17 protein-coding genes are annotated in these 15,103 nt (G+C 70.9%); 13 read left to right on the top strand and 4 right to left on the bottom strand.

Annotated features, from left to right (window positions below; all coding sequences use genetic code 11):
- Positions 1–73 precede the first annotated feature (73 nt).
- Complete coding sequence (locus AC156L_RS39885) at positions 74–940, bottom strand: hypothetical protein (RefSeq protein WP_330876590.1); 867 nt, start codon at positions 938–940, stop codon at positions 74–76.
- Between the two features lie 574 nt (positions 941–1,514).
- The gene (gene ligD / locus AC156L_RS39880) at positions 1,515–2,564 is read right to left on the bottom strand and encodes a non-homologous end-joining DNA ligase (protein ID WP_484407779.1); all 1,050 of its coding nucleotides are present in this window, start codon (positions 2,562–2,564) and stop codon (positions 1,515–1,517) included.
- On the opposite strand from ligD, the gene AC156L_RS39875 reads away from it, so the two are divergent.
- Positions 2,563–2,778 (top strand): DUF2277 domain-containing protein, encoded by a 216-nt coding sequence (locus tag AC156L_RS39875; RefSeq protein ID WP_330876588.1) that lies wholly within the window; start codon positions 2,563–2,565, stop codon positions 2,776–2,778. The two genes, ligD and AC156L_RS39875, sit on opposite strands and share 2 nt — an antisense overlap.
- Here the strand turns inward: AC156L_RS39875 and AC156L_RS39870 are convergent.
- Complete coding sequence (locus AC156L_RS39870; RefSeq protein WP_330876587.1) at positions 2,740–3,381, bottom strand: TetR/AcrR family transcriptional regulator; 642 nt, start codon at positions 3,379–3,381, stop codon at positions 2,740–2,742. The genes AC156L_RS39875 and AC156L_RS39870 overlap by 39 nt on opposite strands.
- Positions 3,382–3,454: 73 nt before the next feature.
- Between AC156L_RS39870 and AC156L_RS39865 the strand changes: the two genes are divergently transcribed.
- The 4 genes from AC156L_RS39865 to AC156L_RS39850 are packed head-to-tail and all read left to right on the top strand — an operon-like array spanning position 3,455 to position 7,441.
- Entirely contained in the window at positions 3,455–4,603 is a 1,149-nt protein-coding gene (locus tag AC156L_RS39865; RefSeq protein WP_330876586.1) for an acyl-CoA dehydrogenase family protein, read from the top strand.
- A gap of 13 nt (positions 4,604–4,616) precedes the next feature.
- Positions 4,617–5,786, top strand: a complete 1,170-nt coding sequence (locus AC156L_RS39860; RefSeq protein WP_330876585.1) for an acyl-CoA dehydrogenase family protein — start codon at positions 4,617–4,619, stop codon at positions 5,784–5,786.
- Positions 5,783–6,505 (top strand): MaoC/PaaZ C-terminal domain-containing protein, encoded by a 723-nt coding sequence (locus tag AC156L_RS39855; RefSeq protein WP_330876584.1) that lies wholly within the window; start codon positions 5,783–5,785, stop codon positions 6,503–6,505. Before AC156L_RS39860 ends, AC156L_RS39855 begins: the two co-directional genes overlap by 4 nt.
- A gap of 51 nt (positions 6,506–6,556) precedes the next feature.
- Positions 6,557–7,441 carry an alpha/beta fold hydrolase gene (locus AC156L_RS39850; RefSeq protein ID WP_330876583.1) on the top strand — a complete coding sequence of 295 codons (885 nt, stop codon included), beginning with the start codon at positions 6,557–6,559 and terminating at the stop codon, positions 7,439–7,441.
- Between the two features lie 248 nt (positions 7,442–7,689).
- Here AC156L_RS39850 and AC156L_RS39845 read toward each other — a convergent pair whose 3' ends face one another.
- Entirely contained in the window at positions 7,690–8,343 is a 654-nt protein-coding gene (locus tag AC156L_RS39845; RefSeq protein ID WP_330876582.1) for a GntR family transcriptional regulator, read from the bottom strand.
- 75 nt (positions 8,344–8,418) lie between these two features.
- Between AC156L_RS39845 and AC156L_RS39840 the strand changes: the two genes are divergently transcribed.
- The 8 genes from AC156L_RS39840 to AC156L_RS39805 form a co-directional block, all read left to right on the top strand.
- Positions 8,419–9,372 (top strand): asparaginase, encoded by a 954-nt coding sequence (locus AC156L_RS39840; RefSeq protein WP_330876581.1) that lies wholly within the window; start codon positions 8,419–8,421, stop codon positions 9,370–9,372.
- A 20-nt stretch (positions 9,373–9,392) separates the two neighbouring features.
- Positions 9,393–9,707: a hypothetical protein gene (locus AC156L_RS39835; protein ID WP_330876580.1), complete on the top strand. Its 315-nt coding sequence runs from the start codon at positions 9,393–9,395 to the stop codon at positions 9,705–9,707.
- 89 nt (positions 9,708–9,796) lie between these two features.
- On the top strand, positions 9,797–10,225 hold the full coding sequence (gene msrB / locus AC156L_RS39830) for a peptide-methionine (R)-S-oxide reductase MsrB (protein WP_330876579.1): 429 nt from the start codon (positions 9,797–9,799) through the stop codon (positions 10,223–10,225).
- 327 nt (positions 10,226–10,552) lie between these two features.
- Positions 10,553–11,452 (top strand): TIGR04222 domain-containing membrane protein, encoded by a 900-nt coding sequence (locus AC156L_RS39825; RefSeq protein WP_484407777.1) that lies wholly within the window; start codon positions 10,553–10,555, stop codon positions 11,450–11,452.
- A 99-nt stretch (positions 11,453–11,551) separates the two neighbouring features.
- Positions 11,552–12,403 (top strand): TIGR04222 domain-containing membrane protein, encoded by an 852-nt coding sequence (locus AC156L_RS39820; RefSeq protein WP_330876577.1) that lies wholly within the window; start codon positions 11,552–11,554, stop codon positions 12,401–12,403.
- Positions 12,403–13,218: an MbnB/TglH/ChrH family RiPP precursor modification enzyme gene (locus AC156L_RS39815; protein ID WP_330876576.1), complete on the top strand. Its 816-nt coding sequence runs from the start codon at positions 12,403–12,405 to the stop codon at positions 13,216–13,218. Before AC156L_RS39820 ends, AC156L_RS39815 begins: the two co-directional genes overlap by 1 nt.
- Entirely contained in the window at positions 13,215–13,562 is a 348-nt protein-coding gene (locus AC156L_RS39810; protein ID WP_330876575.1) for an SCO6045 C-terminal-like domain-containing protein, read from the top strand. Before AC156L_RS39815 ends, AC156L_RS39810 begins: the two co-directional genes overlap by 4 nt.
- Positions 13,563–13,830: 268 nt before the next feature.
- Positions 13,831–15,103: S8 family serine peptidase (locus AC156L_RS39805; RefSeq protein ID WP_484407776.1), on the top strand; the 1,273-nt coding region annotated here is incomplete at its 3' end.

The raw sequence follows: 15,103 nt of genomic DNA, 5'->3' as shown, positions 1-15,103 counted from the left end.
ACGTCGCGAAGCACGGGCGCGGGAGCCTGAGGAACACCCTGGCCGCCGAAGACCTCCTGCCCCGGTACGGCGGTCAGCGGAGATCGAGCCGCAGGCCGACCCGGTGGTCCGCGGCGATGTCCCGCGCGACCAGTTCCACGACGTGCGGCTTGCCATCGACCCTGTTCAACGTGAAGTCGTCAACCCCTCGCTTGAGGCCGACGGGGTCGTACCGGACCGCCGTGCCCGCGGGCAGTTCGACCCGGTAGCCGAAATGGGCGAGCGGTCTGCCCATCAGCACGACGAAGTCGTCGGGTTCACCGAACCGCATCAGCGGAGCGGCCTTGCCCGGCCATTCGAACTCGACGCGCAGCGTCAGCTCATCGCCCTTCTTCGGTGGCGCGGACTCGAAGTGGGCCAACACCTCCAACCGCCCGTCGGGCAGCCAGTTGAGCGTCCTGTCCCAGCGGGTGCCACCGGAACCGTCGACCTCGACCGTGCTCGCGGTCACCCGAACCCGACGACGCTGGTCCTCCGGCTGCGGCCAGTTCGCGCCTATGCGCAGCCTGTAGAAGTGGAGTTCATCGCTCTCCGTCATGGCGTGCACGATGATCGCCCCGGTGACGTCGCCGTTCTTGGCGACTTTGATCGATTCCTGCCAGCGGTCGACGCGCCAGAGGTGGTCGGACCGGCCGTAGATCAGGTCGCAGTAGTGCGTGAGCAGTTCGTGGGACCGGTCCACCCGGCGCTTCAGGCCGGTGCACCTCCTGATCAGGACGGCGAGCAACCCCAGCGCGCACAGCACGGTGATCAGCAGCGCCGCGGCCTTGAAGGCGCCCGAACCGAACGCCGCGCTGAGCACGCTCCCGAAGGCGAGGATGCCCAACGAGGCCTTGGCGAGTCCGATGAGACCGGCCTCGGCCAGGTAGTCGTCCAGGAAGGAGATGAACCCCTTGAGCATCGCCCGCCCCCTCCCGGCCGGGTGCGCGCAACCCCTTCCGCGCCCTCATTCACTGAATCAGAGGAACTGCCCGCGGACCATTCAGTCGATGCATGGAATGACGCGCCGAAGAATCCGCACGAATGCGGACTTCAAGGATTCAGTTGGTCCAAGCGGTAACACGGACCGGGTTTTCATGCCGATTCCGGATGAAGTGTGCCCACCGAGGAGCGGGCACACCACGGCGAATTCCCTACTTGTCCCCCGACTCGCCGCCGACGCCGCCCTGATTCGTGTGCACGCTCATGAACTCTCCCTGGATTCGCACCAGGACGGTCACCGCACGAGCGAACGGGCTTCCCTGCTGGGTTCGCGGAACAAGACAGCACGCACACCGATCGGCAATGGTCTCATTGCTGCGCCTACCAGACCGGAGTGAGCTCCTTCATTCGGACAGGAGCCGCCCCAGTCGGGTCATCGCCCTGTCCCACCGATACCTTCGGCGTGATCAACATCCTATGAGACCGACTTGGCTCGGGCAACCTCAAAGTTCACCCCAAGAGTTAGCGGACTATCCGCAAAATTGCAGAGACCGCTAGTCCTCAGTGGGCTTGCGGGCCTTCGACGGCTGCACGCGCATCGGTTCGCCGGGCATCTTCGGGTAGTCCGGCGGGTACGGCATTTCGCCCCTGTCGTCCTTCTCGTACCACTCCAGCAGCGTCTCCAGGCCGAACGCCTCCGAGTCCAGCGAGGCGTGCGGGTCGCCGTGCTCGGCGTAGTACCCCGGCACGGTCAGCACGTCGAAGTCGTCCGGGTCCACCGTGGACAACTGGTCCCAGGTGACCGGTGTGGACACGGTGGCGCGCGGTGTGCCCCTGACCGACCAGGCGGAGGCGATGGTGCGGTCCCTGGCGGCCTGGTTGAAGTCGAGGAAGACCTTCTCGCCGCGCTCCTCCTTCCACCACGCCGTGGTGGCCTGCGCGGGCATGCGCCGCTCGACCTCGCGGGCCAGGGCGATGACGGCGTGGCGGACCTCGACGAAGTCCCACTCCGGCCTGATGCGGACGGCGACGTGGACGCCGCGACCGCCGGAGGTCTTCGGGTAGCCGGTCATGCCGAGTTCGGTCAGGACCTCGTTCAGGACGAGGGCGACCCGCACCGCGTCGCCGAAGTCGGTGCCGGGCTGCGGGTCGAGGTCGACGCGGAGCTCGTCCGGGTTGTCGACCAGCGGCCTGCGGACGGGCCACGGGTGGAAGTCGAACGTGCCGAGGTTGGCCGCCCAGGCGATGACCGCGGGCTCGGTGGGGCAGACCTCGTCGGCCGGGCGGCCGGAGGGGAACGTGATGGTGGCGGTCTCGACGTAGGAGGGGGCGTTCTTCGGCAGGCGCTTCTGGTAGAACGCCTCGCCCGCCACGCCGTCGACGTACCGCTTCAACGTGGTGGGGCGGTCGCGCAGCACACCCAGCAGCGGCTCGGCCACGGAGAGGTAGTACTCGACGACCTGGCGCTTGGTGATGCCGCGCTCGGGGAAGTACACCTTGTCCGGGTTGGACAGCCGCACGGCGCGGTCGCCGCGGGGTCCGGGAACGATCAGCTCCAACGCCTTCTGGGCCACGACGGGCAGCGTAAACGACAATGGCGGCATGTGCCGAAGCATCAAGACGCTCCGCCCGCCGTTCGAGGACGAGGTCACGGAGGGCGACGTGCGCGCCGCCGCCCTCCAGTACGTGCGGAAGGTGTCCGGGTTCCGGACGCCCGCCGCGCACAACGCCGAGGCGTTCAACCACGCCGTCGACGTCATCGCGAAGGCGACCGGGGAACTACTCGCGCACCTGGAGGTCCGCGGTCGCGCGAAGTAGCTCCAGGCCCTCCACGAACGCGGTCAGCGCCAGCTCGAAGCTGTCCCGGTCCAGCTCCTCCGCGACCGACGGCAGCAGGTGCGCCTTGTCCAGGTGCGGGTAGCGCCCCTGGTAGACCGACGCGTCCGTGGAGAACCCGCTGGAGAACGTGCTCAGCGCGGCCCCGAACACCAGGTACATCAGCGACGCCGCGATCATCGTGGCGTGCCTGCGCGGCCAGCCGGCGTCGACCAGGGCGCCGTGCATGACGTCGAGCCGCCGCAGCGAGGCCCCGCGACCGGCGGGCCCGTAGGCGAGGAACGGGACCACGTTCGGGTGCCGCGACAGCGCGGCCCGGTAGGAGCGCGCGCTCTCGACCAGCCCGCGCCGCCAGTCGCCCGCCTCGAAACCGGACACGTCGACCTGTTCGAGCACCTCGCTGGCGATCTCGTGCAGCAGGTCGTCCTTGGTCGCCACGTGCCCGTACAGCGACGGCGCGCGCACGCCCAGCTCGGCCGCGAGCTTGCGCATCGACAGGCCGTCGAGGCCGTCGCGGTCGATGATGTCGAGGGCGACCTCGCGGATGCGGGCCCCGCTGAGGATGGGGATGCTCGGTCGAGGCATATCGACCCCTTGCACTGGGTTCTCCGACGCGCCTACGTTATACCTAACGCCGTTCGGTTTAGGAGGTCGTGGCGTGGATCTACGCCTGTCCGACGAGCACCAGCAGCTCAAAGAACTGGCCCACCGCTTCACGGAGGAGCGGATCGTCCCGTTCGCCCGGCAGTGGGACCGCGACGAGGCGATCGACCGCGCTCTCGTGCCCCGGCTGGGCGAGGTGGGGTTCCTCGGGCTGGGCATCGACGAGGAGCACGGCGGGTCCGGCGGCGACAACCTGGCGTACTGCCTGGTCCTGGAGGAGATCGCGCGCGGCGACTCGGCCGTGCGCGGGATCATCTCGGTGTCGCTCGGCCTGGTCGGCAAGACGATCTTCAAGCACGGCACCGACGAGCAGAAGGAGCGGTGGCTGCCCGGCCTGTGCGCGGGGGCGCTACTCGGCTGCTTCGGGCTCACCGAGCCGGGAACCGGGTCCGACGCGGGGTCGCTCGCGACCAAGGCCGAGCGCGACGGCGACGACTGGCTGCTCACCGGCACGAAGGTGTTCATCACCAACGGCACCTGGGCCGACGTCGCGCTGGTCTTCGCCCGCACCGGCGGACCGGGGCCGAAGGGCATCACCGCGTTCCTGGTGCCGACCGACTCGGACGGCTTCACCGCCACCGAGATCCACGGCAAGCTCGGCATGCGCGGCCAGGCGACCGCGGAACTCGTGCTGGACCACGTGCGCGTCCCGGACAGCGCACGGCTCGGCGACGAGGGCACCGGTTTCGGGCTCGCGATGGCGGCGCTGGACCGGGGCCGCATGTCCGTCGCGGCAGGCTGCGTCGGAGCCGCGCGCGGCGCGCTGGAGGCGAGCCTCGGGTACGCGGCGGAGCGCGAGCAGTTCGGCAAGCCCATCGCCGGGTTCCAGCTCGTGCAGGAACTGCTGGCGGACATGGCCGTCGAGACCGACGCGGCCCGCCTGCTCACGTGGCGGGTCGCCGACCTGGCCGACCGCGGTGAGCCGTTCCGCACCGAGGCGTCCATGGCGAAGCTCTACGCCAGCGAGGCGGCCGTGCGGGTCGCGAACAACGCCATCCAGGTCTTCGGCGGGTACGGCTACATCGACGAGTACCCCGTCGGGAAGTTCCTGCGGGACACCAGGGTGACCACCCTCTACGAGGGCACCAGCCAGATCCAGAAACTGCTCATAGGCCGCGCGCTGACCGGCGTCAACGCCTTCTGAAACGGGGAACAGCATGGACTTCACGCTCGACGAGGAGCAGCGGGAGATCCGCGACTGGGTGCGGACCTTCGTGCGCAAGGAGATCATCCCGCTGGAGCCGGAGGTGCTCCGGCGCGAGCGCGCCAACCAGCCCGGCCTGACGTACGAGGAGCTGGAAGCCCTCCAGCAGAAGGCGAAGTCGGCGGGCTTCTGGGGCGTGCAGACGCCGACCGAGTACGGCGGCATGGGCCTCGGCGCGGTGATGACGGCCCTGATCGAGGCCGAGCTGGGCCGCTCGTTCGTGCAGTTCCGCTTCGGCGGCTACGCGGACAACATCCTCTACCACGGCAACTCCGAGCAGAAGCAGCGCTACCTGCTGCCGACGATCTCCGGCGAGCGCAAGTCGTGCTTCGCGATCACCGAGCCCGGCGCCGGGTCGGACGCCAAGGCCATCCGCACGTCCGCCCGCAAGGACGGCGACGAGTGGGTGATCAACGGCGAGAAGACGTTCATCACCGGCGGCAACGAGGCCGACTTCGTGATGGTGTTCGCGGTCACCGACAAGGAGAAGGGCGCCAACGGCGGCGTCACGTGCTTCCTCGTCGACCGCGACATGGGCTGGAAGTCCGAACCCATCCCGACCATGGGCCAGTGGGGTCCGGCGGCGCTGGTGTTCGACAACGTGCGCGTGCCCGAGGAGAACGTCCTCGGCGAGATCGGCCACGGCTTCACCCTGGCGATGCAGTGGATCGGCGCGGGCCGGTACCTGCTGCCCGCGCGGGCCATCGGCTCGGTGGAACGCCTGGTGGAGATGGCCATCGAGCAGGCCAACACCCGCGTCACGTTCGGCCAGCCGATCGCCGAGTACCAGGCCATCCAGTGGATGATCGCCGACTCCGCCGTCGAGATCGAGGCGCTGCGCTGGCTCGTCCTGCACGCCGCGTGGCTCGTCGACCAGGGCAAGGACTCCCGCCAGGCCCAGTCGATGGCGAAGCTGTACGGCGGCGTGAAGGCGAACGAGATCGTGGACCGGGTGCTCCAGATCCACGGCGGCATGGGCTACACCCGTGAGCTGCCGATCGAGCGCTGGTACCGCGAGCTGCGCCTGCTGCGCATCTACGAGGGCACCGACGAGATCCAGCGCCGCACGATCGCCCGCAACCTGCTCAAGGGCCACGCCAAGGTCAGCGGATCCCTGGGGTGAGCACGGTCGTCCGGTCCTGGACCGAGGACGACGTCGAGCGCTACGCGGCCGCGGTCGGCGGAACGGGCATGCAGCCCGGCTTCGCCGTCGCGGTCGCGCAGTTCGGCGGCCCGCAGGTGGACCTGGACGCGGACATGACGCAGGTGCTGCACGCCGAGCAGTCCCTCTCCCTGTCGGGCGACCTGCCGCTCTCGGGCACCGTCGAGGTGACCCGCGAGGTCACCGACGTGTTCGACAAGGGCTCCGGCGCGCTGGTCGTGCGCGAGTGGCGTGCGACCGGCGACGCCGACTTCACCACCCGCGCGTCCCTGTTCATCCGCGGCGCGGGCGGCTTCGGCGGCCCGCGCGGCACCACGACCCGCGTGCTGGTGCCCGACCGCGCACCCGACGTGCGGCTCAGCTTCACCACGACCCCGGACCAGGCCGAGCGGTACCGCCTGACCGGCGACGACAACCCCCTGCACTGGGACCCGGCGTTCGCCGAGCGCGGCGGCTTCCCCCGCCCGATCCTGCACGGCCTGGCCACCTACGGCATCACCGCCCGCCTCCTGGCCGAGGAACTGGACGTCCTGGCCGTGGCGGCCCGCTTCGCCAACCCCGTGTTCCCCGGCGACGAACTGCTGGTCAGCGCCTGGCACGAGGCCGGGGAGGTCCGGTTCCGCACGTCCGTCAACCACACGACGGTGATCGCCGACGGTAGGGCTACCCCCCGTTCCTAGTTGGGTGCCCACACCATCGATCACCCGTGGCCGATGTTCCAGGCTGTAGTCATGCGATCACGAAGTGACGTCTTCCAGCTCAGCACCGCCACCGACGCCACCGCGCTCACCAGGCTGCGGATCCCGACCGCCGCGGGCACGTTCGACGCGGTGGCCGCGGGTCCGTTGGACGGCCGCAAGGTCCTCCTGCTGCACGGGGTCCCGCAGTGCGGCATCGAGTGGCGCCACCAGCTGCGCGCCCTGGCCGCGGACGGCTACCGAGCGGTCGCACCCAACCAGCGCGGCTACTCCCCCGGCGTCCGCCCGAAGCGCGTGGAGGACTACGGCCTCGACCACGCCGTGGACGACGTCACGGCCATCGCCGACCAGCTGGGCTGGCGCCGGTTCGACCTGGTCGGCCACGACTGGGGCGGCGTGGTCGGCTGGCTCGCGGCAGCCCGGAACCCGCTGCGGGTCCGCACCCTCACCGCCGTCTCCGCCCCCCACCCGGCCGCACTGGCGGCGGCGATGCGCGAAGACCCGGACCAGCGCGCCCGCGCCGCCCTGCTCGACTACCTCCGCCAGCCAGAAGTACCCGAACGAGAAATGCTGGCCAACGGCTCCGCCAAACTCCGCCAGGGCTGGCCGGCGGTCATCCCACGCCAGCGAGTGGAGCAGTACGTACGACAGCTGTCAGAACCGGGCGCCCTCACCGCAGCGCTCAACTGGTACCGCGCGAACAACTTCGACGGCGACTACAAGCCCGTCACGGTCCCCACGATGTACCTCTGGGGCACCGAGGACGACGCAGTGGGCCCGGAAGCAGCACAGAACACCAGCGACTGGGCACAAGGCGCCTACAGGTTCGAAGTACTGGACGGAGTAGGCCACTTCATCCCGGAAGAAGCAGCAGAACGCACCTCAGCACTACTGCTGGAACACCTGGGGGCGCACTAGAACAAGGGGCACTCGATGAGCAGAACACCCAACCACGACGCAGGGCAACACGACGCACGACGACGCGCTGCCTTCCCTGGAGCAGTGGCCGATCTTACTCGGGGGATTTGCCCCTCACCCTGGTAGATCGGGCAGGCCACCGCCCCGATCGAGGGGCCCCCGAGTCACATCGGCCACCCCCGCTGGGATCAGCGGCTACCCGATCCACTGAAACCGGCAGCCACCCAAACCCGACACACCGAAACCCCTCACGGCACCAACCCCAACCCGGCCGACATCTGCGCCCGAACCCGCGACAAGTGCCTCCGCATGACCCGGTTGGCCCCGTGGCTGTCCCCAGCGGCCACAGCCTCGACCAGAGCGTCGTGGTCGTCCAGGGACGCGTTCTGATGCGGCGGGTCATCCTTCAACCCGCTCCGCAACAACACCACCCTCTGCTGCACCAGCCGCACCTGCTCAGCGATCCGAGGGCTTCGAGCCGCATCCAACAACGCCTGGTGGAACGCCAGGTCCAGCCGGTACGGGAACCGCACCCCGCCCTGGTAGTCCCGCCGCGACTCGGCGCACACCTCCCGCAACCGAGCCACGTCCGCGTCAGTCCGCCGACTCGCGGCCAACTCGGCGGCGGCGCACTCCAGCGCGGTCCTCAACTCGAACAGCGCCCGAACGTCGTCGGCGTCGGCCTGGGGCACGTGCGCCCCCTTGTTCGGCACCAGCACCAGCAGCCCTTCGCTGGACAGGTGCCGGATCGCCTCCCGCAGCGGCCCCCGGCTGATCCCCAGCCGCTGCGCCAGCTCGACCTCGTTGACCCGCTCCCCCGGTGGTATCTCCCCGGTGAGCACCAGCTCGCGCAGCACGTCAACGGTCTGCCCGGCGAGGCTCAGGTGCAGCGGTGGTGTCACGTGCGTCTCCCAACCTGGCGAAACCAATCGACCGTGTTGTTAACTGTCGACAGTTGGCAGTGTAAAGGAGGACGCGTGGTGCACGAGGTCGTAGCCGAGGTCTGGCGGGGCGAGTTCCTGGAATCGGTGCACCACGGCTCGGTCGTCGCGCTGGACGCGACGGGCGCCGAGGTCCTCCGCAGGGGCCGTCCGGAGCGCGTGGCGTTCCCGCGCTCCTCCAACAAGCCGGTGCAGGGCCTCGCGATGCTCCGCAACGGCCTCGACCTGGACGGCGAGCTGCTCGCGCTGGCCTGCGCCAGCCACTCCGGCGAGGACTTCCACGTCGAGGGCACCCGGCGGATCCTGGCGATGGCCGGTCTGGACTTCACCGCCCTCCAGTGCACCCCCGACCTGCCCATCGGCGACGCGGCGCTGGCCGCGCACCTGGCCGCGGGGCGCGGGAAGGCGCCGGAGTACATGAACTGCTCGGGCAAGCACGCCGCGATGCTGCTGACCTGCGTGCGCAACGGCTGGTCGACCGACGACTACCTCTCGCTCGACCACCCGCTCCAGGTGGCGGTGCGGAACACCCTCGAGGAACTGGCGGGCGAACCCGTCGGCGCGATCGGGGTCGACGGGTGCGGGGCGCCGCTGTTCGGGATCAGCCTGACCGGGCTGGCCCGCGCGTTCGGCACGATCGCGGGCGCGCCGGGCGGGACGCCGGAGCACCGGATCGCCTCCGCGATGAACCGCCACCCCGAGTGGGTCGGCGGCACGGGTCGCGACGTCACCGAGCTGATGCGCGCGCTGCCGGGCGCGCTGGCCAAGGACGGTGCGGAGGGCGTGTACGCGATCGGGCTCCCGGACGGGTCGGCGGTGGCGTTGAAGATCGCGGACGGGTCCAGCCGGGCGCGGGCCGTGGTCGTCGTCGAGGCGCTGCGGCTGCTCGGGGTGGACGTGGCGGCGCTGGCGGGGCTGGCGACCGTTCCCGTGCTCGGGCACGGCCACCAGGTGGGCGCCGTCCGGCCCGCCCTGGCCCTCGCGGGCTGAAGACCCTCTATTCTCGAAGCATGGCCACCTTTCCAGGCGCGGAAAGACCGGACGAAGGACCTGCAAGGCGGTTCTCCGACGACCTCATCGGGCTCGACCCGGCGGATCCCGAGGCGAAGGCCTTCGCGGAGCACCTGGACCGGATGGAGCGCGAACGCCCCGGCTACACCGTCGAGGGCTACCTCGCGGGCGTCGCGGACTTCGCCGACTCGGCGAACCGCGCCAGCGGTGAACAGCGCTTCTTCGCGGTGCTGGTGGTCACGCTGATCCTGCTCGGCGTGCTGATCAGCGTGTGGTTCGGGCTCGGCGAGATCATCGGCGTCCTGTTCGCCTGATCCCGCCCCGGATCACCCACCCCGGTCATCACTGTTCCGTAAGACACCTGCGATCCACCCTCGGGCCGAGATCGCATTAGCGTGGTGGCATGGAACCTGTTGTCGGCGCCACGCCGAAGGTCGTCCGCTCGGAGCAGGAGTGGCGGGAGAGCCTGACCCCCAGCGAGTACCGCGTGCTGCGCGAGGGCGGCACCGAACCCGCGTGGGTCGGTGAGTACACGGACACGAAGACGGTCGGGGTCTACGACTGCCGCGCGTGCGGCACCGAGCTGTTCCGCAGCGAGACCAAGTTCGACTCGCACTGCGGCTGGCCGTCGTTCTTCTCGCCCCTGGCGGCGGACCGCGTGATCCTGCGCGAGGACCGCGCCATGGGCATGGTGCGCACGGAAGTGCTGTGCGCGAACTGCCACAGCCACCTCGGACACGTTTTCGAGGGGGAGGGTTACGACACTCCTACCGATCAGCGCTACTGCATCAACAGCATCAGCTTGCGATTGGTGGACGAATCCGCGCCTTAATGCGGAATTGCACCGCTCCGGAGTCGTCCCGGTACGCAGCGCAACAGGCGACAATCGGCTCGCGGTGAAGCAGACTGGTGCGGTTGCCCCGGATGACGTCATCGGGTGACGTCGTCCGGATCGGTCTCCTACCTGGGAGGAAGCATGTTCTTGCTGAAGGGAACGGACGGCGAGGGTTCTGGCGGAGTCGACGGATCGTCGTCCTCCTAAGCATTACCCAGCAAAAGCCTAAATTTCGCTCAAGCCCCTTGTCGGGGTGTGTCGCAGAGCACACGCTTGCATCTCGATCGGCGGACCAGTTTCGCCGAGAGCGGCAGGGGGTGGACCGTGGAGCAGCCTTGGGGGCTTTCGGGCCCGGAATTCCTGAAGATCTACTGGGTCGCGTTGGGCGTTTCAACGCTGTTCGCGATCGGTGTCCGGATCCGGATGCGGGCGGGCCGGGGAGGCGCGCCCGCACGGGGCCTGGACATCGATGAACTGGCGTACCTCGCGGGCGGACCCCGCCGCGTGGTGGAGGCGTCCATCGCCAGGCTGATCGAGGCGGAGGCGCTGCGCTCGACGCGGCGCGGCACGGTCGGGCTGATCGGCAAGGCCACGTCGACCAACGAGGTCGACCGCGCGGTGCTGGCCGACGCGGCGCGCTACAGCCGTCGCACGCTGAACCTGCTGGTGCCCGCCGTGGCGCAGTCGGGGGCGGTGGCGTCGATCGCGACCAGGCTCGGCGGCGCGGGGATGCTCGTCGACCCGGCCACGGCGAAGCGGACCCTGCGGGTGGGGGTCATGCCGATGCTGGTGCTGTTCGTGATCGGGGTCGTGCGCTGGGTCAACGGCATCGCGATCGGCGCTCCGGTGGGCTGGCTGACGCTCCAGCTCGTCATCACGGGCGTGCTGGCCGTGCTGGTCACCCGTTCGGGCAAGATCCAGCGCACGGCCGAGGGTGACCGCGCACTGGAGGCCGCCCGGTCGAGCGACCGGCGGGACGCGGTCGGCATGAGCCTGGGCGGCGCGGTGGGGCTCGTCGCCCTCGGCGGGCTCGCCGCGCACCCCGACCTGACGCTGCGCACGGCGCTGGTGGCTCCGTCCTACGGCACCGCGGCCAGCGGCGGGAGCAGCGGCGGGTACGTGGTGAGCGGGAGCAGTTGTTCGAGTTCGAGCGGCAGCGGCTGCGGTAGCGGGAGCAGCGGCTGCGGCGGGGGAGGCGGCTGCGGCGGGGGAGGCGGCAGCTAGCCGAACAAGGGGGGTGCCAAGGCCATCGCGGGCGACACGACGTGCCCGTGGTGGCCTTGGCCTCGTGGAGCGGAACTGACGGGCCCGCCGCGGAGTCGGATGGCCATCGGCTTGGTGCGAAAGGCGGCGGTCATGACATCGGGAACGAGAACAACGGGCAGATCGGGCATGTCGGTCGAGGAGTTCGGCTACCTGTCCGGCGGGCCCGGCCGCGCCGCGGAGGTCGCGATCGTCCGCCTGCTGGAGGCCGGGCTCCTGCGGATCTCCCGCGAGGGGGTGGTGAGCGCGGTGTCCACGACCGCGCACGGCGCCGCGACGCCGCTGGAGGCGTACGCGCTGGGCGCCGCCCGCGGCGGACGCGCGCTGGGCTCCCTCATCAAGGCGACGGCGGGCAGCGGCGCGCTGGACGCGGTGAAGCAGCACCTGGTCGACCGGGGCTTCCTGGTCTCCCCCGGTCGCCGCAGGGCGTGGGGGCTGGTCAGCTTCATCGCGACCCTCGTCGGGGTCGGTGCCGTCGTGGCCGTGGGCGTGGCGGACCTGAACGTCGGCATCGCGATCGTGCTGGTCGTGCTCGCGCTGGCCGTCCGGTGGTCCACCAACCGGATGCGCCGCCCGGTCCGCCGGGCGGGCCGTCGGGAGGTGAACGCGGTCACGGTCATGTCGAACGACCGGGTCGGCATCGTCGCCCAGCACGGCCTGGCGGGGCGCATCGGGAATTTCCCGAACACGCACCGCGTGTGGGAGATGCTCGGGATCGCGCCGAGCGCGGGGGCGACGCTGCGCAGGGGCAAGCCCGGCAGGCGGTCCAACGACGGCTCGACGTCCGCGAGCAGCTGCTCCAGCTGTTCCAGCGGCTGCGGGTCGAACAGCAGCTGCGGGTCCAGCAGCGACAGCGGCTCGTCGTCGTCGTGCGGCGGCTCGTCGTGCGGTGGCGGCGGGGGTGGGGACTGATGGGGGCCGTCGACAGGCTCGGCGTCGGCATCGGCTGGCGCGCGGAGATCGACCTGACCGTGGAACGGCTGCCCGACGTCGACTTCGTCGAGGTGGTCGCGGAGAACCTGCACGTCGAGCACCTGCCGGAGTCGATCGTGCTGCTGCGCGAACGGGGCGTGCCGGTGCTGCCGCACGCGGTGTCGCTGTCGCTGGGCAGCGCGGACCCCGTCGACGCGCACCGGGTCGAGCACCTGGGCGCGGTCGCGGAGGCGCTGGGCGCGCCGCTGGTGAGCGACCACGTGTGCTTCGTCCGGGCGGGCGGGCTCGACTCCGGGCACCTGATGCCGGTGCCGCGCACCCGTGACGCGCTGGACGTGCTGGTGGCCAACGTGCGGACGGCGCAGGCGAACCTCCCGGTGCCGCTGGCGCTGGAGAACATCGCCGCGCTCCTGGAGTGGCCGGACGGCGAGCTGACCGAGGGGCAGTTCCTGGCGGAGCTGGTGGAGCGCACGGACTGCTTCCTGCTCATCGACGTGGCCAACCTGCACGCGAACGCCCGCAACCTCGGCACGGACCCGAACCGGTTCCTGGACGAGATCCCGCTGGAGCGCCTGGCCTACGTGCACGTGGCGGGCGGGGTGGAGACCGACGGCGTCTACCACGACACCCACGCCCACGCCGTGCACCCCGAGGTGCTGGACCTGCTGGGCGAGCTGCGGTCGCGCGTCGACCCGCCGGGCGTGCTGCTGGAGCGCGACGACAACTACCCGTCCGACAGCGAGCTGGCGGCCGAGATGGCGGCGATCCGCGCGGTGCTGGCGGGGCACGGATGACCGACGGGGCGCGGGAGCGGCTCGCCGAGGCCCAGTCGGAGCTGCTGACCGCGCTGCTGGCGGGCGGCCCCTCCCCCACCGGGTTCGACGAGCGCCTGCTGCGCGTGGAGGCCCGGTCGCTGCTGGCGAAGCGGCGCGGCGTCGTGGCGGTGCTGGCGCCCGACGCCGTCGACGAGCTGGCCGACCGCTTCCGCCCGCTGTTCGACGAGTACGCCCTGTCCCACCCGAGGACGTCGGGCAGCAGGGCGCGGGAGGACGCGGCGGCCTTCACGGACTGGGCGCGGGCCCGCGGAGCCCTGCCCCCGGTGAAGCCGAAGCGCTGGTGGCGCAGGAACCAGGCCTGACAGCCCCGGTCCGCGTGGTCGCCACGAGTTGATACGCGACGGCCGTGGCACACCTCTGCCACTCCCCTGCTCACGCCCACCCTGCTCACGGATCGTCACACAAGGTGAGGCGGAAACTTCGCCCGTCGTGCGGAAGGCACGCCTCCCGGACGTCGATATGTTCAGAAGTACCGGGATCTCTCGTCACTTTCGGTACACCGCCGCCACCGGCCGATCGGCGCCCCGGTCGTGCGTTCCCGCACGGATTCACCGAACCGGGAGGTGGCTGTTGCGATCAACACGACGACACGGCGCTCTGCTGGGAGTCGCCGCGCTCGCGGTCGGGCTCGTGGCCGGACCGGCGGGCGCGTCGGCGGCCGAGGAGCCGTCGCCGACGGGGTTCCCCGCGGGGAGAGCGGGCTCCGTCACGCTGATCACGGGTGACCGCGTGGTGCTCGACGGGACCGGAGGAGGCTCGGTCGTCCCGGCGGCGGGCCGGGACGCGGTCGTCTTCACCACGTCCACCGAGCAGGGGCACGTCCACGTCGTCCCCGCCGACGCGCGGCGGGCGGTGGCGTCGGGCCGGGTGGACAAGCGGCTGTTCGACGTCACCGAGCTGATCGAGTCGCGCTACGACGACGCCCACCGCGACTCCGTGCCGCTCATCCTCACGACCGGTGCGGACCTTCGGGCGACGGGCGCCCCGGTCGGGACGACCATCACCGCCGCGCTGCCGGCGGTGCGGTCGTTCGCGGCCCGCACCGCCAAGGCGCGGGCCGCGGACACGTGGCGGACCCTCCTCGCCGACGACTCCTACAGCAAGATCAGGCTCGACGGCCTGCGGCAGCCGAGCCTGGACCGCAGCGCGGCGCAGATCGGCGCGCCCGAGGCGTGGCGGGCCGGGTACACCGGCACGGGGGTGAAGGTCGCCGTGCTGGACACCGGCGTCGACGCCGAACACCCCGACCTCAAGGGCCGGGAACTCGCCGAGAAGAACTTCACCGAGGACGCCGACAACCAGGACCTGGTCGGCCACGGCACGCACGTCGCGGCCACCATCGCCAGCGCGGGCGAGAAGTACCGCGGCGTGGCGCCGGACTCGCGCATCCTCGACGGCAAGGTGTGCGTGGGCGGCGGGTGCGCCGAGTCGTGGATCCTCGGCGGCATGACGTGGGCGGCCGAGCAGGGCGCCGACATCGTGAACCTCAGCCTGGGCGGCGGTGACAGCCCGGAGATCGACCCGCTCGAAGAAGCCGTCAACACGCTCTCCGCCCGGCACGGCACGCTCTTCGTCGTCGCGGCGGGGAACTCGGGCCGCCCGGAGACCGTCGGCTCGCCCGGTAGCGCGGACGCCGCCCTCACCGTCGGGGCGGTCGACCGCTCCGACGGGATCGCGTCGTTCTCCAGCCGCGGGCCCAGGGTCGGCGACAGCGCCGTCAAACCCGACGTCACCGCCCCCGGCGTGGACATCGTCGCGGCCAAATCCTCCACCGGTGTGATCGGCACCCCCGTGGCCGACGGCTACGTGTCCATGTCCGGCACCTCGATGGCCACCCCGCACG

The sequence above is a fragment of the Umezawaea sp. genome (assembly GCF_057122925.1).
The sequence above is the reverse complement of the archived record's forward strand: the minus strand, read 5'-3'. Positions and strand labels throughout refer to the sequence as shown.

Coding starts and splice junctions, on each gene's coding strand:
- AC156L_RS39885 (WP_330876590.1), bottom strand. CDS start 940: ATGCTCAAGGGGTTCATCTCCTTCCTGGACGACTACCTGGCCGAGGCC.
- AC156L_RS39875 (WP_330876588.1), top strand. CDS start 2,563: ATGTGCCGAAGCATCAAGACGCTCCGCCCGCCGTTCGAGGACGAGGTC.
- ligD (WP_484407779.1), bottom strand. CDS start 2,564: ATGCCGCCATTGTCGTTTACGCTGCCCGTCGTGGCCCAGAAGGCGTTG.
- AC156L_RS39870 (WP_330876587.1), bottom strand. CDS start 3,381: ATGCCTCGACCGAGCATCCCCATCCTCAGCGGGGCCCGCATCCGCGAG.
- AC156L_RS39860 (WP_330876585.1), top strand. CDS start 4,617: ATGGACTTCACGCTCGACGAGGAGCAGCGGGAGATCCGCGACTGGGTG.
- AC156L_RS39850 (WP_330876583.1), top strand. CDS start 6,557: ATGCGATCACGAAGTGACGTCTTCCAGCTCAGCACCGCCACCGACGCC.
- AC156L_RS39835 (WP_330876580.1), top strand. CDS start 9,393: ATGGCCACCTTTCCAGGCGCGGAAAGACCGGACGAAGGACCTGCAAGG.
- msrB (WP_330876579.1), top strand. CDS start 9,797: ATGGAACCTGTTGTCGGCGCCACGCCGAAGGTCGTCCGCTCGGAGCAG.
- AC156L_RS39820 (WP_330876577.1), top strand. CDS start 11,552: ATGGCCATCGGCTTGGTGCGAAAGGCGGCGGTCATGACATCGGGAACG.
- AC156L_RS39815 (WP_330876576.1), top strand. CDS start 12,403: ATGGGGGCCGTCGACAGGCTCGGCGTCGGCATCGGCTGGCGCGCGGAG.
- AC156L_RS39810 (WP_330876575.1), top strand. CDS start 13,215: ATGACCGACGGGGCGCGGGAGCGGCTCGCCGAGGCCCAGTCGGAGCTG.